General features: G+C 71.7%; 15 protein-coding genes and 3 CRISPR repeat arrays (1 of these 18 running past the window's edge). Of the genes, 8 read left to right on the forward strand and 7 right to left on the reverse strand.

Annotated elements, in window-relative coordinates:
- Window positions 1–1,278: a CRISPR direct-repeat array (repeat unit 29 nt; unit sequence ATCGGCCCCGCGCTCGCGGGGATTGCTCC) (it extends 211 nt beyond the left edge of the window).
- 121 nt (window positions 1,279–1,399) lie between these two features.
- The gene (locus tag ACFWPT_RS11590) at window positions 1,400–1,600 is read left to right on the forward strand and encodes a hypothetical protein (protein ID WP_380481363.1); all 201 of its coding nucleotides are present in this window, start codon (window positions 1,400–1,402) and stop codon (window positions 1,598–1,600) included.
- A 7-nt stretch (window positions 1,601–1,607) separates the two neighbouring features.
- On the opposite strand, the gene cutA is transcribed toward ACFWPT_RS11590, so the two are convergent.
- The 3 genes from cutA to ACFWPT_RS11605 all read right to left on the reverse strand — a co-directional run bounded on the left by cutA (window position 1,608) and on the right by ACFWPT_RS11605 (window position 5,456).
- Window positions 1,608–1,931: a divalent-cation tolerance protein CutA gene (gene cutA, locus ACFWPT_RS11595; RefSeq protein WP_380481365.1), complete on the reverse strand. Its 324-nt coding sequence runs from the start codon at window positions 1,929–1,931 to the stop codon at window positions 1,608–1,610.
- A 289-nt stretch (window positions 1,932–2,220) separates the two neighbouring features.
- Window positions 2,221–3,224: direct repeats of the CRISPR family, unit length 27 nt; unit sequence TCGGCCCCGCGCTCGCGGGGGTTGCTC.
- A gap of 130 nt (window positions 3,225–3,354) precedes the next feature.
- The gene (locus ACFWPT_RS11600) at window positions 3,355–3,531 is read right to left on the reverse strand and encodes a hypothetical protein (protein ID WP_380481367.1); all 177 of its coding nucleotides are present in this window, start codon (window positions 3,529–3,531) and stop codon (window positions 3,355–3,357) included.
- A 650-nt stretch (window positions 3,532–4,181) separates the two neighbouring features.
- A complete protein-coding gene (locus tag ACFWPT_RS11605; RefSeq protein WP_380481369.1) occupies window positions 4,182–5,456 on the reverse strand; it encodes a helix-turn-helix domain-containing protein in 1,275 nt (424 codons plus the stop codon).
- Window positions 5,457–5,676: 220 nt separating this feature from the next.
- Between ACFWPT_RS11605 and ACFWPT_RS11610 the strand changes: the two genes are divergently transcribed.
- Complete coding sequence (locus tag ACFWPT_RS11610) at window positions 5,677–7,263, forward strand: ATP-binding protein (protein WP_380481371.1); 1,587 nt, start codon at window positions 5,677–5,679, stop codon at window positions 7,261–7,263.
- Here ACFWPT_RS11610 and hemC (ACFWPT_RS11615) read toward each other — a convergent pair.
- Window positions 7,224–8,186: a hydroxymethylbilane synthase gene (hemC, locus tag ACFWPT_RS11615; protein WP_363377503.1), complete on the reverse strand. Its 963-nt coding sequence runs from the start codon at window positions 8,184–8,186 to the stop codon at window positions 7,224–7,226. The genes ACFWPT_RS11610 and hemC (ACFWPT_RS11615) overlap by 40 nt on opposite strands.
- 101 nt (window positions 8,187–8,287) lie before the next feature.
- On the opposite strand from hemC (ACFWPT_RS11615), the gene hemC (ACFWPT_RS11620) reads away from it, so the two are divergent.
- The gene (hemC, locus tag ACFWPT_RS11620) at window positions 8,288–9,226 is read left to right on the forward strand and encodes a hydroxymethylbilane synthase (protein ID WP_380481374.1); all 939 of its coding nucleotides are present in this window, start codon (window positions 8,288–8,290) and stop codon (window positions 9,224–9,226) included.
- Window positions 9,227–9,553: 327 nt separating this feature from the next.
- Window positions 9,554–10,374: a CRISPR direct-repeat array (repeat unit 28 nt; unit sequence ATCGGCCCCGCGCTCGCGGGGGTTGCTC).
- A 319-nt stretch (window positions 10,375–10,693) separates the two neighbouring features.
- Here the strand turns inward: hemC (ACFWPT_RS11620) and ACFWPT_RS11625 are convergent.
- Complete coding sequence (locus tag ACFWPT_RS11625; RefSeq protein WP_380481376.1) at window positions 10,694–11,587, reverse strand: helix-turn-helix domain-containing protein; 894 nt, start codon at window positions 11,585–11,587, stop codon at window positions 10,694–10,696.
- Window positions 11,588–11,772: 185 nt separating this feature from the next.
- On the opposite strand from ACFWPT_RS11625, the gene ACFWPT_RS11630 reads away from it, so the two are divergent.
- Entirely contained in the window at window positions 11,773–12,690 is a 918-nt protein-coding gene (locus ACFWPT_RS11630) for an MBL fold metallo-hydrolase (protein WP_380481418.1), read from the forward strand.
- A 71-nt stretch (window positions 12,691–12,761) separates the two neighbouring features.
- On the forward strand, window positions 12,762–14,201 hold the full coding sequence (locus ACFWPT_RS11635; RefSeq protein ID WP_380481378.1) for a carboxylesterase/lipase family protein: 1,440 nt from the start codon (window positions 12,762–12,764) through the stop codon (window positions 14,199–14,201).
- Window positions 14,202–14,339: 138 nt separating this feature from the next.
- Here ACFWPT_RS11635 and ACFWPT_RS11640 read toward each other — a convergent pair whose 3' ends face one another.
- Window positions 14,340–14,516: a hypothetical protein gene (locus ACFWPT_RS11640; RefSeq protein ID WP_380368650.1), complete on the reverse strand. Its 177-nt coding sequence runs from the start codon at window positions 14,514–14,516 to the stop codon at window positions 14,340–14,342.
- A 219-nt stretch (window positions 14,517–14,735) separates the two neighbouring features.
- On the reverse strand, window positions 14,736–15,398 hold the full coding sequence (locus ACFWPT_RS11645) for a GDSL-type esterase/lipase family protein (protein WP_380481380.1): 663 nt from the start codon (window positions 15,396–15,398) through the stop codon (window positions 14,736–14,738).
- A gap of 300 nt (window positions 15,399–15,698) precedes the next feature.
- Here ACFWPT_RS11645 and ACFWPT_RS11650 point away from each other — a divergent pair, with 300 nt between their 5' ends.
- The 3 genes from ACFWPT_RS11650 to ACFWPT_RS11660 are packed head-to-tail and all read left to right on the forward strand — an operon-like array spanning window position 15,699 to window position 19,037.
- The gene (locus ACFWPT_RS11650) at window positions 15,699–16,832 is read left to right on the forward strand and encodes an ABC transporter ATP-binding protein (RefSeq protein ID WP_380481382.1); all 1,134 of its coding nucleotides are present in this window, start codon (window positions 15,699–15,701) and stop codon (window positions 16,830–16,832) included.
- A 31-nt stretch (window positions 16,833–16,863) separates the two neighbouring features.
- Window positions 16,864–18,132, forward strand: a complete 1,269-nt coding sequence (locus ACFWPT_RS11655; protein ID WP_380481384.1) for an ABC transporter substrate-binding protein — start codon at window positions 16,864–16,866, stop codon at window positions 18,130–18,132.
- Window positions 18,133–18,182: 50 nt separating this feature from the next.
- Complete coding sequence (locus ACFWPT_RS11660) at window positions 18,183–19,037, forward strand: ABC transporter permease (RefSeq protein WP_380368731.1); 855 nt, start codon at window positions 18,183–18,185, stop codon at window positions 19,035–19,037.

Here is a 19,037-nt window from a genome sequence, read left to right on the forward strand (position 1 = left end):
CGCAGAGGTCCTGACCGCACTTGCCGCCGCCTGATCGGCCCCGCGCTCGCGGGGATTGCTCCCGGGCCCGGCCGCGTCGGCCGTCGGTCACCTGATCGGCCCCGCGCTCGCGGGGATTGCTCCGCCTCGATCTCGTGGGGCTTGGGCCGGGCGTAATCGGCCCCGCGCTCGCGGGGATTGCTCCATCGCCATCGCCACCGCGGCAGCCGCCGCCGGATCGGCCCCGCGCTCGCGGGGATTGCTCCGCCTATGGCATGGTGCACGGTGTACAGCTGCTATCGGCCCCGCGCTCGCGGGGATTGCTCCGTGGCGACGGGTGCGGTCCCCACTGCCGGCACATCGGCCCCGCGCTCGCGGGGATTGCTCCTGGTGCCCTGTGACCGAATCCCACGCCGAGCAATCGGCCCCGCGCTCGCGGGGATTGCTCCCCCCTCTGTCTGCTCCTTCTCCTGGTCTTTGGGTCGGCCTCGCGGGGATTGCTCCTGCCGGGAGCACTGGGGGCTGGCCTGACGGACGTCGGCCCCGCGCTCGCGGGGATTGCTCGGCGAGGTGGACGTTGCCGAGCCCCGCCTGCTGGTCGGCCCCGTGCTCGCGGGGGTTTCTCCACGTACGACAGCGTCGCCACGATGCTGGATCAATCGGCCCCGCGCTCGCGGGGGTTGCTCTCGGACGTGGTGGAAATGGTGGCCGCTCAGGGCATCGGCCCCGCGCTCGCGGGGGTTGCTCCATCTTCGCGTCCGACCCCGAGCTGGCCGAGCGATCGGCCCCGCGCTCGTGGGGGTTGCTCCAGTCCCCAGCTGCCGACGAGGAAGGTCGCGGCATCGGCCCCGCGCTCGCGGGGTTTGCTCGGCCGAAGCAGTCGAGGCGCAGCTCAAGGCGTTGTCGGCCCCGCGCTCGCGGGGGTTGCTCCCGGGGGACCGAGCGAATTTCAGGGTTCTCGCGGTCGGCCCCGCGCTCGCGGGGGTTGCTCGTCGGCGCGGGTCCAGCCGGGGGCCGGGGTGTGGTCGGCCCCGCGCTCGCGGGGGTTGCTCCGCATACAGGCACCACTGCCGGTACCCGGCGCCGTCGGCCCCGCGCTCGCGGGGGTTGCTCCACTGGACCTGTCGGCCCGCCAGGAAAGGAGAGCTCGGCCCCGCGCTCGCGGGGGTTGCTCCACAGCCACGCGGGCGAGGCGTACGTCGAGCAGCGTCGGCCCCGCGCTCGCGGGGGTTGCTCCACAGCCACGCGGGCGAGGCGTACGTCGAGCAGCGTCGGCCCCGCGCTCGCGGGGGTTGCCCTTACACGGCACACTCGCGAAACCCGCGCGCATAGTCGCCCCGCGCTCACGACGGGGATTGCTCCCCGACAGGGCTCTGCCGCCAAGCACGCTGGCGAGGACGACCGGAAGATCAGGGTCGCAGTGCTCGGAGACGTCGCGGCCGGCTACCTCACGGCGGGCGCCGTCGACCAGGCCGTCGAGATCGGCCGCCGCGCCCTCGCCGCCACGCTCGAAACCGAGACGACCATGGGTCGAGTACGGCTGTCCGCACGGGCCGACCGGCTCCCGGCATCGTCGGCGGCCCAGGCCTTTCGAGACGAGATCCGGGCCTCCTTCGAGTAACTACTGATCAGCTTCGCGTCTCTGCGGCCACCCAGTCCAGGTACGCCTGCGATCCAGTGATCACCGGCACCCCAACGACCTCCGGCGTGTCGTAGGAGTGCAGCTCAACGATGCGCGCGCACAGCCGATCAGCCAGGCTCACCCGGGACTTGAAGTCGATCCGCCACTCGGCGGAGTCCTGCACCGCGCCGTCCCACCAGTAGACGGACTGGACACGGTAGACCTGCGCACACGCGGCCAAGCGGTCACGGATCACCGCCGAAGCGAGTCCACGGGCCTTTGCCTCGTCATCATGGGTCGTCGTCACCACAACGAAGTCACTGATCGTCATACCGTGACGGTACCCGGCATCAACCGCCGCCCACGCTCTGCCCTGCAGACCTACCCCACGGTACGCCCAGCCAGCCCCCGGCTCCGGGCGGATACCACTGCCAACGACCCTCAACCATCGTCTCAACCTCCACGCGCGAGTACGCTTCGAGAACGTAGGCCACGACAATGACAACCAGCCCTGGGGCAAGGAGAGATGGCAACAACGCATCGGCTGTTCGACGGCGCCTCTACCAATCGAACTGGATCAATCAGGCCCCTCGCCCGCTAATCACTGCAGGTCAGGAAGTATCGGCCCCGCGCTCGCGGGGATTGCTCCGGCAGCGACGACAGTGTCCGTGGCGGGCCGGAATCGGCCCCGCGCTCGCGGGGATTGCTCCTGGCCCGGCTCTACTACGAGCGGCATGGCAAGATCGGCCCCGCGCTCGCGGGGGTTGCTCCGCCGCGGAGGTAGCGCAGTACGACCCGCTCGCATCGGCCCCGCGCTCGCGGGGGTTGCTCGACTTCGTTGCGCCCGCCGCCGGACGTCGCCTTATCGGCCCCGCGCTCGCGGGGGTTGCTCCCAGAGGAAGGCCTGCTGTTCCAGGTCCATGACATCGGCCCCGCGCTCGCGGGGGTTGCTCCCAGAGGAAGGCCTGCTGTTCCAGGTCCATGACATCGGCCCCGCGCTCGCGGGGGTTGCTCCCGCCCTTCGGGGAGTTGGTGTCGCTGGCGGCCATCGGCCCCGCGCTCGCGGGGGTTGCTCGGTCTGGCGGCTCTACGACGAGGTAGCCATTAAATCGGCCCCGCGCTCGCGGGGGTTGCTCAGCGTCAAGGAGATCATGGGGAAGCTCAACCGCATCGGCCCCGCGCTCGCGGGGGTTGCTCCTCCTGGGACCCCAGCGAGAACTCGGTAGCCCAATCGGCCCCGCGCTCGCGGGGGTTGCTCCCGCTGGTAGTCGGCGCGCTTGCGCATTTCGGCGTCGGCCCCGCGCTCGCGGGGATTGCTCCTTGCGCTTGGCGTCGATGCGCTCTTCCGCGCCGCCGACCCCGCGCTCGCGGGGATTGCTCCTCGTCGGCGAGGACCTGGTCGGGGAAGTACTCGTCGGCCCCGCACTCGTGGGGGGTACTCGTGGTGCGGGCGGGTCGAGGTGACCGGCGCCGGGTCGGTCCCACGCTCGCGGGGATTGCTCTGACGGCGAACCCTCACTCACACCTGGCGCAACGTCGGCCCCGCGCTCGCGGGGGTTGCTCCGACCGCCTGGCCAAGCTGACGGCGCAGAACGGCTCGGCCCCGCGCTCGCGCGGATTACTCCGGCCTCGTCCCGCCCACGCTCGACCAGCTCAGCGCGATCGCCCGCGCGATCGGAATCCCGCTCTGGCGTCTGTTCCTCGACGAGTAGCACTGGCCGGCCGCACCGCCGTACGGCCGGCCGGCCGGGGAGTCACTTCTCGGGGTTCGGCAGCGGGTCGGCCGGCGGCGGCGGGGTCTTCGGTGCCGCCGGCGGTGCCTTCGGGCCACCGATTCCGCCCGAACCGCCGCTGGGGTCCTTCTGCGGGGTCATGTCGTCCTCCTCGATCTCCTCGTCCGCCGGGATCGGGATCTCGCCCGGCGGCGGCATCAGGGGATGCCGCCCGCGGTTTGGGCCCCCGGTCTCACGGCGGCCCCGACTCCAAGCGCCCTGGCGTTTAGGGGGGATGGTCGCGCTCATGGCGTCCTCTCTGTGACTGTCCTGCCGGGTCACCCATGATGGGGCCTCAGCCCCACCCGTTGCCGAACGTCCCCACCAGATGGCCGAGGTCCGCACACGACGCACAGATGACCCGCGAGTACAACACCACGGGACCGCGCACGATCGACTCGACACCGACTGGGCAGCGCGAGTCTGCCGCAGGCCGACGATCAAGGCAGCGGGCACCCCGAGGATCGCGGCCCCTGATGCTGCAAGCGCTGATATCGCTTCAACTTGCATGCAGTCATGATGCCCCGGCTGGCGAGCGGTTGGGCTGAGACCGGCGAACCGGGGGATGCGAAGCGGCTGTTCTTGGGGTCGGCCAGCATCTCTCACATGGTGTGCGGTCGGCGTCCTCTCAGCTGTCGGCCGCAGGTGGTGCATCGGCCTTCGGCCGATGCGGCGGTGCCTCGCCCGTTTCGCTGCGTCTGGCCGAACGGCGGCGCGAGTGTCCTTCCATCGGAGGTGTTGGGCTTCCGGCCGCGCGGGAGCCCCGGTGGGGGCTCCTCCGGCGCCCGCCCCCACCGGATCCGGGTCGGTCAGCTGGCGAGAGCTTCGCCGAGTCGGTCGTGGGCGAGGCCGGCGAGGGTGCGGTGAAGGGCCTCGGCGCGGGACCGGACCAGCCCGTCCCGGAACGCTGCTGGCAGCTGCTGCCAGACCCCAACGGCCATGTCAGCGGCGGCGGCCGGGTCGCCGTCCATGCTCAGGCAGGTCGCGGCGTCCATGGTCAGCAGGGCCCGGGTCATGACGGACGGCGATTTGGTGAGGGCGAGGGCTGCATCCTGTTCGGCGTTCGCCTCGCGGGTGCGGCCCATCAGCGTGAACGCCTGGGACAGGTGGACGTGATGCTTCTGGAGCGGGTAGCCGAACCAGGTGTCGGCGGCCTGCGCGGAGTTCAGGTGTTCGGCGATGTTACGGGCGTCCGCGACCGCGCGAAGGGCCCCTCGGTGGTCACCGATGGAGGCCAGGGCGCGCGCGGTGACGGCGGCGGCCAGAGCTGCGGCGGCCGTGGGGGTTCGGCCTGCCTCGCGACGAGCGCAGATAGCCAGGTTCGCGGCAGCGTTCGGGGCGCCGTAGTTCAGCGGGACCATCGCGTGCCGGGCCAGGACCCAGGCCAGCATGTGCCGATCACCGGACTCGCGGGCGGCCTTCTCGGCGGTGGCGAACCAGCCGTGGGAGTCGCGCTGGTCACCCCGGTCGTGCTGGATGATCGCAACCAGTCCGGTGATCCCAGCCGCGGTGCGGGCCAGGTCGGTACGGGTGCCGGCGGGGTGCGGGCGGCTGAGGACGTCTTGCAGGAGACCGAGGTCCTGGCGCATCTGTGTCAGCACGACCCCGGGCGCCCGACCGTGGTAGCCGCCGCGGTGGCGTTCGAACGCCCCGTCGAGGTAGGCGAGGTCGCCAGCGTCGGAGCCGGACAGTCCGGCGTCGATCCCCTCTCGCGCCTCCGCGATGCCGGGCAGCGCGGCGACACCTGTCGCCAGTGCCGCCGCGCCGAGAAACTGTCGTCGATTCACCGCCGTACCCTCCTCTCCTTCGTCTTCGACCGGCTGCTGGTGGAGCCTGCGCCAGCGCCGCGAGGTGGCCACTGCTCGGGCGACCTCCTCCACCGAGAGCCCGTACCCGTCGGCCAGCAGCTGGTGCCACCTCGGGGTGGGCAGACGTCGCTCGGTCTCCCAGCGTTTCAGGTTCTCCGGGTCGAACCACGTGCCGCCTTGAGCGTCCTGTAAGAGCAGGGCCTGCTCGTCGCGGGTGAGTTCGGCGGTCTCCCGGATCCGCCTCAGCACGGCGCCGATGCCGTCTGGTGCCATCATGCCCGTCCCCCAAGCCTTTGACTGACTGGTGCCCAATCCTGGCCCCCCAAAGCGGCCCCCGTGCGAGAAATGCACCCCCTGCTGGCACCACCGGCACCACTACGGGCTGTAGTTGACTGTGTACCAGCCGAGTAGAGATCGGGCGAGATCAGGCCCTTCCCTCCGCACGGCACCCCCAAGCCCCCAGCTCCGGCCTGACGCCCCGAAGGGTTCCTTCGACATGCGCGTGTGCAACAGCAGCTTCTTCCTGGTCCGCGATCCCGTCTCCGTCCCCATGAGCCGCCAGCGGCTCGGCCGGCTGATCAAACAGTGGGGGGTCCGCACGGACAACGACAGCCGCCTGGCCCTGGACACCGTGATCTCGGAACTCGTCACCAACGCGGTGCGGCACACCAGCGGAGCGATGCTCACCGTCGGGGTGCACGCCAACCTCGACCTGCGTCGCCTGATCATCGAGGTCTACGACGGCTCGCGGGCCCTGCCCCGCCACCAGGTCTCGGGCCCGGACGCGGAGGCCGGCCGGGGCATCTTCCTGGTCGAGCGCCTGGCCCTCGCCCACGGGGCCGAGCACACCGTACGGGGCAAGAAGGTCTGGGCCGAGGTGGCCCTGCCCGAGCAGCCGCTCACCCGCCGCCAGCTCCTCGTCCACCCCCGCAGGGCGGCCCGCGCAGTGGCCCGCCGCTTGTCGGGCCACCGCCGCCCGCCGATACACCCGCCCGCCCTGGCCGCCACCGCCGCCCGCCGATACACCCGCCCGCCCTGGCCGCCACCGGCACCGGCACCGGCACCGGCACCCGCTGACGCCCTTGCCCACAGCCATGATCGAGAGGACGACATGACCACCACCCAGCACAGCACAGCGATCACGGACCCCGCCCGGTTGCACGGCCGGGCGGCCGTCCGCAGCTTCCTGGAGGGCCCCTCGCTCACGGCGGCCGACCTGTCGATGGTCCTACTGGTCCGCGAGGACAGCGAGGACGCCGACCGGCCGATGCCGACCGTCACGGTCGCCGAGATCCCGCAGACGGTGCGTGACCTGGCCTCCCTGGGCGTCCGCTCGGTGAAGGTGTTCGCCAACAGCCTGCATCGCGACGCCGAGGCGTCCGGCGCCGTCGCACCCGACAGCCTGATGGTGCGGGCCATCCACGCCGCAAAGGACGCCGAGCCGGGCATCGCGGTGATGACCGAGAACTGCCTGTGCGGCCACACCGACACCGGCGAATGCCACCTGACCAGCGCTGGCCGGATCGACCTGGACCGCACAGCAGCGATGATCGCCGCCCAGGCCGTCATCCAGGCCGAGGCCGGCGCCGACATCGTGGGACCGGCCGCGATGGTCCGGGGCACCACCTCCTGCGTGCGCCAAGCCCTGGACGAGAACGGCCACCGCGACGTGGCGACCATGCCCCATCTGATCTTCGACTCCGCCCTCTACGAGGGCTACCGGGCCACCATGCGGGCCACCCCGGCCTCCGGTGCCCACCGACCGTTCCAGATCAGCCCGCGCCAGCCGGAAACCGCGGTGGACACCGGTCTGGCTTTCGTCGGCGAGGGGGCCGACATGCTGCTGCTGGAACCAGGGATGCTCTCGGTGGATGTGCTCACCACCCTCAAGCAGAAGACCGCGGCGCCGCTGATGCCGTTCTCCGTCTCCGGCGAGTACACCCGGCTCGCCCCGTTCGATCCGGGCACCGGGCGGCGGGACTTCCGCCCGCTGCTGGAGCTGTTCATGATGCTCAAGCGCTCGGGTGCCGAGCGGATCATCACCTATGCCGCTGCTGACCTCGCGCGGCTGCTGGCCGGCTGAGCGGCCGGGCGGATCTCCGACAGGATCGCCTCGGCGCCCTGGTCCAGGAGAAGGCCGGCCACCTGAATGCCCAGCTTCTCCGGCTCCGAGACGGGGCCGGAGAAGCTGGCCTCGACCTGGTTCGTCCCGTCCAGGGAGGTGACCTGCGCGTGCAGCGACAGCGTGTCGCCGGCGGCCTTCGCGTAGGCGCCGACCGGAACCGAGCACCCGCCGTGCAGTTCGCCGAGCATTGCCCGCTCGGCCCGAACCTCCGCGTCCACTACCAGGTCGCCGGTGTCGGCCAGAATTTCGCGGGCCAGCTCGTTGTCCTCGCGGATCTGGATCCCGAGCGCCCCCTGACCGGGGCTCGGGGGGAACTGGCCAAGCGGCAGCAACTCGCCGATCGCGCCGTCCAAGCCGAGTCGCACCAACCCGGCCGCCGCCAGAACGACGCCGTCGAGGTTCATCGTCTTGAGCTTGTTCAGCCGGGGCGGCACGTTTCCGCGGATCGGCACGAAGACCAGGTCCGGGCGGACGTGCAGCAGCTGGGCGATCCGGCGGGCCGCCGACGTGCCGACCCGGCCACCCTGCGGCAGGTCGGCCAGCGTCGAGCCGCACAACGCATCCCGCACGTCCTCGCGGCCGGGCGGGGGCAGCAGCACCAGGCCGGGCGGGTTGCTGGTCGGCAGGTCTTTCAACGAGTGGACGATCACGTCCACCTCACCCCGCACCAGCGCGGCTTCCTGCTCGGTGGAGAACGCGGAGCCGCCCGAGTGGGCCGACACCTGCGACAGGGCCGTCTTCCGGTCCCGGTCACCGCCTTCAAGGATCACCTGGTGCCGGAACTCGACGTCGGGGAAGCGGTCCCGCAACGGCGCCAGGAACTCCCTGACCTGCGCTCGCGCGAGGTGACTGGCCCGCGATCCGACAATCAGCGTCCGCATTCCCGAACTCCCGGCACCTGAAGAGATGTTGACCGCATTCTACTCGAACACGGGCCTACCTTTTTCCGACGGTTTGTCGGAGTCGTGATTGGAGAGATCGAATGCCGTCCACCCGCCGCACGATCCGCATCGGCGCCCGCGCCTCGGCCATGTCGCTAGCCCAGGTTGCAAGCGTCCGGGCCGACCTGGCCGCACTCCACCCCGACGTGACCACCAAGCTGGTGGCGTTCGTCGCGGCCGGCGACCGCGAGCCCGGCGAACAGGCCGAACTGCACGACAAGGGCGCCTTCACCGGCGACATCGAGGAAGCCCTGCTGAGCGGGGTGTGCGACCTTGCGGTGCACTGTATGAAGGACGTGGCAGGCGACCCGCTGGTCACCCCGGGCACCGTCTTCGCGGCCCACCCCGAGCGGGCGAACATTCGTGACGCCCTGATCCACCCGGGCGGCCTCACCCTCGACCAGCTGCCGCCCGGCACCCGGGTCGCCACCTCGGCGGTGCGGCGTGTCGCCCAGCTCACCCGCAGCCACCCCCACCTGGACCTGGTGCCGATCAGGGGGACGGCGAACCTGCGGCTGGCGGTCCTGGAAGCCGGGGAGGTCGATGCTCTGGTGCTGGCCGCCTCCGGGCTGGAGCGCATCGGTGAACAACACCGGATCAGCCAGGTCCTGACCGTCGAGCAGATGTGCCCGCCGCTGGGGGCAGCCGTGCTCGGCTTGCAGTGCCGCGAGGATGACGCCGACCTGATCGACCTCCTCACCCCACTCGGCGACCGCGCCACGACGCGGGAGATCACCGCCGAGCGGGCCCTGCTCAACGCCCTGCGCGGGCACTGCAACAGCCCGATCGCCGGGTTCGCCCGCGCCTTCGAGGACGGGCACCTGGGCCTTCGCGCGATGGTCTTCTCCCCGGACGGCGCCACCGTGCTGGAAGCCCGCCAATCGGCCGGCCAGCTCAGCCCGGAAGCGCTCGGCGTGGGGGTCGCCGCCACCTTGATCCGCGACGGCGCCCGCGAGCTGATCGACTCGATCGACCACTGACCTCGCCCCTCGGAGGCGCCGGGGCCCTGCCCGGCGGCCTCCGGGAGGCCGTCGCAGGGCGATGCCGTTTGGCTCCCCGAGGGGGCTACCGCGAGCCGGTCGGCTGTCGCGGTTCTGTTTTCGCATCATCTTCCCTTGCCAACAATCCTCAGCCATCGTCTTGACCTCCACGTGCGAGTACGCTTCGAGAGCGTAGGCAACGACACTGACAACCAGCCCTGGGGCAAGGAGAGATGGCAGCGACGCATCGGCTGTTCGACGGCGCCTCTACCGATCGAACTGAATCAATCAGGCCCCTCGCCCGCTAATCACTGCAGGTCAGGAAGTATCGGCCCCGCGCTCGCGGGGGTTGCTCCACCGTGAAGTCGACTACGGCGCCGTACCCGTGATCGGCCCCGCGCTCGCGGGGGTTGCTCCACGGTGATCACCACCCCGCACATCACGGCGTCATCGGCCCCGCGCTCGCGGGGGTTGCTCCTGGGACACGTGGGCGCTGCCCGGTCTCTACTGATCGGCCCCGCGCTCGCGGGGGTTGCTCGGGTGGTCCCGGTCCGGCCCGACCACCCGCCAGATCGGCCCCGCGCTCGCGGGGGTTGCTCCCACCGCCGATCCCAGGCGAGGCCTTCCACGTAATCGGCCCCGCGCTCGCGGGGGTTGCTCCGCCGCCGCCTGCGATTGCAACAGCAGCAGGAAATCGGCCCCGCGCTCGCGGGGGTTGCTCCCGGTGGGAGGAGTACTCACCGGTCCGCGGCGAATCGGCCCCGCGCTCGCGGGGGTTGCTCCCGTGCGGACACGGTTCGAGCCCGCGATCCGCTATCGGCCCCGCGCTCGCGGGGGTTGCTCGGTGTCGGTCAGCTCCCGGCGGATGCGGGCGTTATCGGCCCCGCGCTCGCGGGGGTTGCTCCGCCTGCGGCTTCCGGGACCAGCGGACGTAGTCATCGGCCCCGCGCTCGCGGGGGTTGCTCTACATGTACACGAAAGCCGAGTTGACCCGCGCGGTCGGCCCCGCGCTCGCGGGGATTGCTCCTGCGCGAGCAGCAGAAGCACGTCATCACCGTCATCGGCCCCGGGCTCTCGGGGGTTGCTCCGGCTGGGTACGCCTGGACTGGGTGCTGCCCATGTCGGCCCCGCGCTCGCGGGGTTGCTCCACTCTGTATTCACGGTCGACGTCCATGTGGGGTCCTCAGCCTCCCGGTGATGTCCCTTGCTGTCGCCGAGGGCGGTGGCTGGTGAGTTCCTGCCGCCGGTCGGGGGAGGGCTTCAAGCCGTTGCGCGCCTTCGAGGTCCGCTTGGTGCTCTTGGCCTTGCGCGGGCGCTTGTGGCCTGCGTCCGCCTGGCCGTGTCGGTGCTGGCTGCTCGGAGGATCGCGGGCGGTTCGGGGAAGACCGCGAGCTCCGCCGCGCCCCGCGTAGCAGAGGCCGGGGCGGCGCCGTTACCGCGGGCCCGGGACCGCGGCGCTTGCCCGGCCTACGCCTGGGGAGCGCCAGCGCCCCAGGCGTGCCGCGCCCGGCCGACGGCGGCCTGGCGGAGGAGGGTGAGGGCCTGTTCGGAGGGGGAGTTGGCGGGGGTGGTGCACACGATGAGCGCCTGGTCTGGTGAGCGGGCGATGGACAGGGTCTGCTGGGTCACCGTGACCGTGCCGACGACGGGGTGGTGCAGCTCGTAGGACGAGGCGTCGCACGGCACTACGCGGTGGTCTGCCCACAGGGTGACGAACTCCGGGCTTTTCATGGTCAGTTCGCCGATCAGACCCGCGAGCAGCGCGTCCTCCGGATGTCTGCCGACGGCGATGCGCAGGTTGCCGACCACCGCGCGTGCCTTGCGTTCCCAGTCCGCGTACAGGTCTCGGCAGTGCAGGTCGAGGAAGAGCATCCGGCTCATGTTCGGTCGTCGTGCCGGGTCGTCCGGGCTGAGGACGTCGAGGTGGCCGGCCAGCAGGGCGTGTCCGAGGGTGTTCCAGGCCAGGACGTCGGTGCGGCGGCCGAGCACGATCGCGGGGACGCCGTCGACGGCGCGGAGGAGGTCCCGGGTTTCGTCGGCGAGCTTCTCGGGCCGTGGGCGGCGTGGCCGGGGCGTGTGGCGGGCGGTGTCGGCGAGCCGGTCGAGGTGGGCGCGCTCGTGGGTGTCGAGCAGGAGTGCGCCGGCGATGGCGTCGAGTACCTCGGCGGAGGCCCCGCGGGACAGGCCCTGTTCGAGCCGGGTGTAGTAGGAGACGCTGACGCCCGCGAGTTGGGCCAGTTCTTCGCGCCGGAGCCCGGCCACCCGTCTGCGGGGCCCGAGGTCGCGCAGGCCGACGTCCTCGGGCCGCAGCTGCGCCCGTCGGGCTTGGAGGAAGGCGCCGAGTGGGCCTGGTCCGTTCATCGCCCCAGTATTCGGTGGCGGCCCGGTCCCTGCCACACCCTGCGAGGGGTAGGACAAGCCGGGAGTGGTTGGTGCCCGTCCGGGTGTCCAGGATCGGTCTCATTCGGCCGCCCGTTCGGCCGCGTACCCCGGACCCGAGGACGGACCGCATGGATCAGAACATGAACGAGAGCATGGATCACGGCATGGATCAGGACCCCGACCAGATCACCCTGGGCGACGTCACCGTCACCCGCGTCAAGGAGTTCTACGGCTCGACCGGGCTGGCGCCGGGCCAGTTCTTCCCGGGCAGCCCCGACGGTTCGTGGGACGAGCACCGCGACTGGCTGGTGCCCGACTTCTGGGACCCGGAGGCGGACGAGTGCCGTACGGCGATCCAGTCCTGGCTGCTGCGCAGCGAGGGGCGCACGATCCTCGTGGACACCGGCGTGGGCAACCACAAGGACCGTCCTTACGCGCCGGTGTGGAGCCGCCTGGACACGGGCTACCTCGACAACCTCGCCGCTGCCGGCGTGCGGCCCGAGGACGTCGACGTCGTGGTCAACACCCATCTGCACGTCGATCACGTGGGCTGGAACACCCGCCTGGACGGCCGGGACTGGGTGCCGACCTTCCCGAACGCCACGTATCTGATGCCCCGGCGGGACTTCGAGTTCTGGGACCCGGCCAACGGGCACAGGAGCGTACTGGGCCGGGGGAACCAGAACGTGTTCGAGGACAGCGTCGCGCCGGTCCACGCGGCGGGGCTGACACACCTGTGGGAGGGGACGTACCGGATCGACGGGAATCTGCGGCTCGATCTCGCTCCCGGGCACACTCCCGGCTCGTCCGTGCTCACCCTGGAGTCCGGCGGCGACCAGGCCCTGTTCGTCGGGGATCTGGTGCACACCGCGTTGCAGATCGCGGAGCCGGAGACCAATTCCTGTTTCTGCGAGGACCCGGCGGAGTCCCGCGCGACCCGGCGCAGGCTGCTCGGCCGCGCCGCCGAGAACAACGCGCTCGTCCTCCCTGCGCACTTCGGCGGCCGAGGGGCGATGGAGGTCGCGCGCAGCGGGTCGAAGTTCGCGATCAAGGAGTGGGCGGGTTTCTCCCGGATCTCCTGACGTCCTGATCTCCTGACGTCCCGTCCGGAGATCCCTCAAACCATGTCCCTTTCCAGAGAGGAAGTCATCCCGTGTCCCGACAGGCAGATCCGGTCGCCGAAACCCCGGCGGGCGCCGTGCGCGGCGTCCGTGACGAGTCCGGCGAGCGCTTCCGCGCCCTTCCGTACGCGGCGGCGCCGGTCGGTGCCGGCCGGTTCGCCGCGCCCGCGCCGCACCCGGGCTGGTCGGGTGTCCGTGACGGCAGCAGGCCCTCGCCGACCGCTCCCCAGCCGGCCCGGGACTTCGGCCGGCTCGACATGAGCCCCTACTTCGGGCCGGGCTGGGTGCCCGGCGAGGAGTACCTGACCGTCGACGTCCACACGCCGGCCGCCGACGGGGGCGGGCGCCCTGTCATGGTCTTCGTGCACGGCGGCGGGTTCGTCACCGGTTCGAGCCGTGCGGCGCTCTACGGCGGCGGCGCGTTCGCCCGCGACGGCGTCGTCCTGGTGACGGTGAACTACCGCCTCGGCGTGCCGGGGTTCCTGGAGCTGGCGGGTGCTCCGGCCAACCGCGGGCTGCTCGACGTGCTCGCCGCGCTCAGGTGGGTGCGGGGCTCGGTGGCGGCCTTCGGTGGCGACCCGGGGAACGTCACGGTCTTCGGCCAGTCCGCGGGCGCCACGCTCGTCGGTGCGCTGCTCGCGACTCCGGCGGCCGCCGGTCTGTTCCGGCGGGCGATCGTCCAGAGCGGCAACGGCTGCGGCGCGTTCACGCCGGAGCAGGCGCAGCGGGTCACCGCCGCGGTGGCGGCCGCGCTGGGCGTCGAGCCGACCGTGGAGGCGTTCGCCCTGGTCCCGGACGAGCGTTTCGTGGCGGTCCTGCCCGCGCTGGCCGGCCTGGATCTGCGGACCGGCACCGCTTCGGACCCGCTGGCCGGGCTCAGCCCGTTCAGCCTGGTCCTGCCGGCGCAGCCCGCCGCCGCCCTCGCCGACGGCCCGGCCGCCGACGTCGATCTGCTCATCGGCACCACCACCGAGGAGGGGCACCTCTACGTCGTCCCGCAGGGCGGTCTGGAGTCCACCACGGACGCCGACGTGCTCGCCGTCGCCGCCCGGGTGCACCCGGACCCGGAGGCCGCCCTCGCCGCGCACCGCGCGGCCCGGCCGGGCGCGACACCGGGCGAGCTGCGCTCCGCTGTGCTCGGGCAGGCCCTGTTCGAGGCCGGTACGGCGCGTCTGGCGCAGGCCCACGCGCGGGTCTCGGGCGGCCGTACGCACCGTTACTCGTTCGGGTACCGCTCGACGGCCCTGGGCGGGCGGCTCGGCGCCGCCCACACCGTCGAACTGCCCTTCGTGTTCGACGTCGCCGACGAACCGTGGCTGCACGGGGACACCGGGCTGCTCGGGCCCGACCCCGCCCCGGCGGGGCTCGCAGCCCGGGTCCACGGTGCCTGGGTCGCGTTCGCCGGCACCGGGGACCCGGGCTGGGCCGCCTACGACCTGCGGCGGCCCGTGGTGGAGGCCTTCGGCGGCTGAGCGCCGCCAGCAACCGCCAGGGGCTGCCAGTGGCCGCCCGAGACATGGCTCCCCCGAGGCCGGACGGGGGACGCGGACCTGGCTACTTCGGGTCCACGGTCCACCGTTCGGGCCTCGCCTCACCCAACGCCGAAGAGGTCACTCGGCCCTCAGCGGTTTGACGATCGTGTGGGTGATGATCTGTCCCTGGATGGTCTTGTTCCCTAGAGTCTGCTGACCGACCTGCTTGGCGGCGGGCTTGGCAACGGGCTTGGCGGCGACAGGCTGGGCGGGGGCCTCGGCGGTGGTGGTCTCGTCGGGCTGGTCGTCGGACATGGGCAGTCTCCTTCTGTTGTGCTCCGATCAGGCGTAGTCGATCTTGCCGTCCGAAGTCCTGGAACAGCCAGTCGATTACGAGCCATGGTCATCAGCAGCCGTAGCCGACCAGGCACACCAGCCCGGTGATCTTCAACTACGGGGTGCGAACAGCTCATTGGCTCTCCCCCAGCTGTCCGTCCACCCGGGTCGCCGGGTCGCCGGTGGTCGCGGGCCCGGTCAGGCGACCAGGCGCAGCCAGGCTGCCGCGAGTGCGGCGTGGCCGGCGGGCGTCGGGTGGACGCCGTCCTCGGACCAGTGTTCCGGGCCGGCCGCGGCGGCGAGTTCGGCGAACATGCCGTCAGCGGCGAGCAGGTGCGCGCCGTAGGTGCGGGCGAGCTTGCGCACGGCCTGGATCTTGGGGTCCAGGTCGGTGCGCCATTGCTGCCGCTGATGCTCTCCGATGAAGGCGGCGCCGGCCTCGATGACGCCGTGGATGGGCAGGAGGAACGGCTCGATGAGCATCAGCTGCGCGCCCGCCTCGGCGAGGGGCGCGAGCAGGCGGTCGTAGCCCGCTTCGAACTCCTCTGCGGGGATCACGCGCCCCGCCGGGTCCAGCGTGTGCCAGCCCATGTCGTTGACTCCGACGAGGATCGACACCACGTCCGGGCGGGCGTCGAGCACGTCGGTCTGCCAGCGGGCTTCGAGGTTCATCACCTTGTCGCCCGCGTTCCCGGTGTTCAGCCAGGTCACGGGCCGGTCCGGGTGCCGGAAGCCCCACTCGCCCGCGATGCGCAGCGGGTAGCCGTACCCGAGGCCGTCTTCGCTCTGCTGCCGTTGGCAGTCGGTGATCGAGTCGCCGGTGAACATCACGGTGCTTCCCGGTCGGATGGTGATCGTCATGTGCGCTCCTTGAACGTGAATATGGAGGCGGGCGTGGACGTGGACGTGAATTCGGTTGACGTGGAAGTGAATTCGGGCGAGGAGAGGCAAGGCCGGACCTCTCGAAGGTGCCGGACCTCGCCGTCATCGGGCTGACAAGCGCCGCCATGTCACCGCCATGCCCCCGTCATCGCGCTGACGGCCCCCGAGGCCGGTGGGCCGCCGCCACCCGGGCCGGTGGCTTTTCTGCTTCAGTCGAGGATTCAGAGGATTCGACAGCCCCGCGGATCCGACAGCAGAAGCCGCGAGACCGAGGTGCGGATGACGTCCAGCCCAGTTCCCAGTCCGTCCGCCAGCCCCTCTCCCAACCCTCCGGAGCGTGCGTCGGGCCGCTCGGCCGGCCGTCCGCTCGTGCCCGGTGCGGTCGCGTTGTCCGGGGTCAGCAAGGCGTTCGGCGTGGTCAGCGCCGTGGACGGGATCGATCTGGAGATCAGGCCGGGCGAGTTCTTCTCGATGCTCGGGCCGTCCGGGTCGGGAAAGACCACGGTGCTGCGCATGATCGCGGGCTTCGAGGCGCCGAGCGCCGGCCGGGTGCTGCTGGGCGGGGTCGACGTCACCGGCTTGCCCGCGTTCGACCGCGACGTCAACACGGTGTTCCAGGATTACGCCCTCTTTCCGCATCTGTCGGTGTGGCAGAACGTCGAGTACGGGCTGAAGGTCAAGCGGGTGCCGCGGGCGGAGCGGGCCGCACGGGTGGCCGAGGCGCTGGCGAGCGTGCAGTTGCCCTCCTTCGGTGACCGGCGCCCGGCCGAACTGTCCGGCGGGCAGCGCCAGCGGGTCGCGCTGGCCCGCGCGCTGGTCAACCGCCCGTCCGTGCTGCTGCTCGACGAGCCGCTCGGCGCCCTCGACCTGAAGCTCCGGCTGGAGATGCAGCTCGAACTCCAGCAGATCCAGCGCGAGGCCGGGATCACCTTCGTCCTCGTGACCCACGACCAGGACGAGGCGCTCACGATGAGCGACCGGATCGCGGTCCTCAACGCCGGCCGGATCGAGCAGGTCGGCACTCCCGCCGAGGTGTACGAGCGGCCGGCCACCGCGTTCGTGGCGGGCTTCGTCGGCACCTCGAACCTGCTCCGGGGCGCCTGCGCCGAGCAGGTCTTCGGCCGGCCCGGGACGTACTCGGTGCGCCCCGAGAAGATCCGCATCGCCCGTGCGGAGGACCCGCCGGGGCCCGACGAGTACGGCGTCACCGGGACGATCGGCGAGGTCGTCTACGCCGGCGCGCAGACCCGCTTCCTGGTCGACCTGGCGGCGGGCGGCCGGCTGGTGGCCGTCCGGCAGAACCTCGACGGCTCCGGTCTCGACGGCTCCGGTGCCGACGCCTCCCGCCGCCGGGGGGCGAGCGTCCTCCTGGCCTGGCGGCGACACCACACCGTCCGTATCGACAACTCCTGACCCTCAACCCTTGACGAAAGCGATCGAGTTCATGAGCACAACGCGCCCCCTACGCCGCCGGACCCTGCTTCGCCGCCCCCGCCGCCCCCGCCTCCACCGCCGCCCCCTGAGCGCCCTGGCGGCCGCGGCCGCCCTGCTGCTTCCCGTGGCGTGCGCGTCGAACTCCGGTGGCGGCGGCGGCGGCACGGGCACCGGGTTCACCGCACCGGACATCCCCGCGCAGAAGTCCCTCGGCCCGGGCGAGGGCACCGTCAACATCGTCGCCTGGGCCGGCTACGTCGAGTACGGGCAGGACAACAAGGCCGTCGACTGGGTCACCCCGTTCATCCGGCAGACCGGCTGCAAGGTGAGCCTCAAGGTGGCGGGCACCTCGGACGAGATGGTCGCGCTGATGAAGACCGGCCAGTACGACACCGTCTCGGCTTCCGGTGACGCGACGCTGCGCCTGATCGCGGGCGGCGACGTCGCGCCCGTCAACACCGCGCTCGTCCCCAACTATGCCGATATCTACCCCGGGTTGAAGAACCGCCCGTGGAACTCGGTCAAGGACGTACCGTACGGAATCCCGCACGGGCGCGGCGCCAACCTGCTGATGTACAACACCGACAAGGTCACCCCCGCGCCGACCTCCTGGGGTGCGGTCTTCACCCCGGACTCGCCCTACGCCGGGCACCTCACCGCGTACGACAGTCCGATCTACATCGCGGATGCCGCGCTGTACCTGATGAGGACCAGGCCCGAGCTCGGCATCAGGAACCCCTACGCCCTGACCTCCTCCCAACTGGACGCCGCGGTGGCACTGCTCAAGGTCCAGAAGAAGCAGGTCGGCTCCTACTGGAGCGACTACACCAAGGAGCAGGCGGCGTTCGACTCCGGCGACGCCCTGATCGGCACCACCTGGGAGGTGATCCAGCAGGCGGTCGCCGCCGACGGCAGGGTGCGGACGCAGGCGGTCCTGCCCGTCGAGGGTTCCACCGGCTGGTCCGACACCTGGATGGTCTCGGCGCACGCCCAGCACCCCAACTGCGCCTACGCGTGGATGGACTACATCGTCTCGCCGTCGGCCAACGCGCAGGTCGCCGAGTACTTCGGCGAGGCCCCGGCCAACTCCAAGGCCTGCGCGCAGATCACCGACAACCCGGGCTTCTGCGCCGACTACCACGCCACCGACGAGAACTGGTGGAAGGACGTCTACTACTGGACCACGCCCACCGCGCAGTGCGCCGACGGCAGCGGCCGCGACGACTGCACCGCGTACGCCCAGTGGGTCACCGCCTGGAACGGGATCAAGAGCTCTTGAGCGCCCCTGCCCCGGCGCACACCCCCGCGCGCACCCCGACACGCACCCCGATGCGCCGGCTGGCCGGGCTGCTCGACCGGCGCCCCGGTCTGCGGCTCGCGGCGCTGCTGGCGGCGCCGATGACCTGGCTGGTGCTGGCGTACCTCGGCTCGCTGGCGGTCCTCCTGCTGTCCGCGTTCTGGACCACCAACGCGTTCACCTCCGCCGTCGAGCAGCGCTGGACCGTCGACAACTTCCGGTCGCTGCTGACCGATCCCCAGTACCGGACGGTCGCCGTGCGTACGCTGGGCATCGCGGTGTCGGTGACGGTGATCGACGCGGTGGTCGCCCTCCCGATGGCCTTCTTCATCGCCCGCGTCGCTCGGCCCGGGAGCCGGCGCCTGCTGCTGGTGGCGGTGCTGACGCCGCTGTGGGCCGGCTACCTGGTCAAGGCCTACGCCTGGTGGGTGATGCTCAGCCACGGCGGTGTCCTGGACTGGGTCGCCGCCCCCTTCGGCGGGCACTCCCCCGGTTTCGGCGTGCCGGCGGTGGTCATGGTGCTCGCGTACCTGTGGCTGCCCTACATGGTGCTGCCGCTGTGCACCGCGTTCGGGCAGCTGCCGGACAGCCTGCTCGCCGCGGCGGCGGACCTCGGCGCCGGCCCCTGGCGGACCCTGCGCACGGTGGTGCTGCCGCTGGCCAGGCCGGCGCTCATCGCCGGGTCGGTCTTCACCTTCTCGCTGAGCCTGGGCGACTACCTGACGGTGCAGATCGTCGGCGGCACCACGTCCATGCTCGGCAACGTCATCGCGTCCAACGTGACGCTGAACCTGCCCCTGGCGGCCGCGGTGTCCTGCGTCCCGGTGCTGCTGATCGTGGGCTACCTGCTCGCCGTGCGCCGCACCGGCGCGTTGGACAGTCTGTGA

The organism is Kitasatospora sp. NPDC058478, assembly GCF_042720345.1.
Taxonomy (GTDB): Bacteria; Actinomycetota; Actinomycetes; order Streptomycetales; family Streptomycetaceae; genus Kitasatospora.

Bases quoted from the DNA above. Each gene is read 5' to 3' on its own strand.
- cutA (WP_380481365.1), bottom strand. From the start codon at position 1,931: ATGACGATCAGTGACTTCGTTGTGGTGACGACGACCCATGATGACGAG.
- ACFWPT_RS11600 (WP_380481367.1), bottom strand. From the start codon at position 3,531: ATGCCGCCGCCGGGCGAGATCCCGATCCCGGCGGACGAGGAGATCGAG.
- ACFWPT_RS11605 (WP_380481369.1), bottom strand. From the start codon at position 5,456: ATGATGGCACCAGACGGCATCGGCGCCGTGCTGAGGCGGATCCGGGAG.
- ACFWPT_RS11610 (WP_380481371.1), top strand. From the start codon at position 5,677: ATGCGCGTGTGCAACAGCAGCTTCTTCCTGGTCCGCGATCCCGTCTCC.
- hemC (WP_363377503.1), bottom strand. From the start codon at position 8,186: ATGCGGACGCTGATTGTCGGATCGCGGGCCAGTCACCTCGCGCGAGCG.
- hemC (WP_380481374.1), top strand. From the start codon at position 8,288: ATGCCGTCCACCCGCCGCACGATCCGCATCGGCGCCCGCGCCTCGGCC.
- ACFWPT_RS11625 (WP_380481376.1), bottom strand. From the start codon at position 11,587: ATGAACGGACCAGGCCCACTCGGCGCCTTCCTCCAAGCCCGACGGGCG.
- ACFWPT_RS11630 (WP_380481418.1), top strand. From the start codon at position 11,773: ATGGATCAGGACCCCGACCAGATCACCCTGGGCGACGTCACCGTCACC.
- ACFWPT_RS11640 (WP_380368650.1), bottom strand. From the start codon at position 14,516: ATGTCCGACGACCAGCCCGACGAGACCACCACCGCCGAGGCCCCCGCC.
- ACFWPT_RS11645 (WP_380481380.1), bottom strand. From the start codon at position 15,398: ATGACGATCACCATCCGACCGGGAAGCACCGTGATGTTCACCGGCGAC.
- ACFWPT_RS11650 (WP_380481382.1), top strand. From the start codon at position 15,699: ATGACGTCCAGCCCAGTTCCCAGTCCGTCCGCCAGCCCCTCTCCCAAC.
- ACFWPT_RS11655 (WP_380481384.1), top strand. From the start codon at position 16,864: ATGAGCACAACGCGCCCCCTACGCCGCCGGACCCTGCTTCGCCGCCCC.
- ACFWPT_RS11660 (WP_380368731.1), top strand. From the start codon at position 18,183: ATGCGCCGGCTGGCCGGGCTGCTCGACCGGCGCCCCGGTCTGCGGCTC.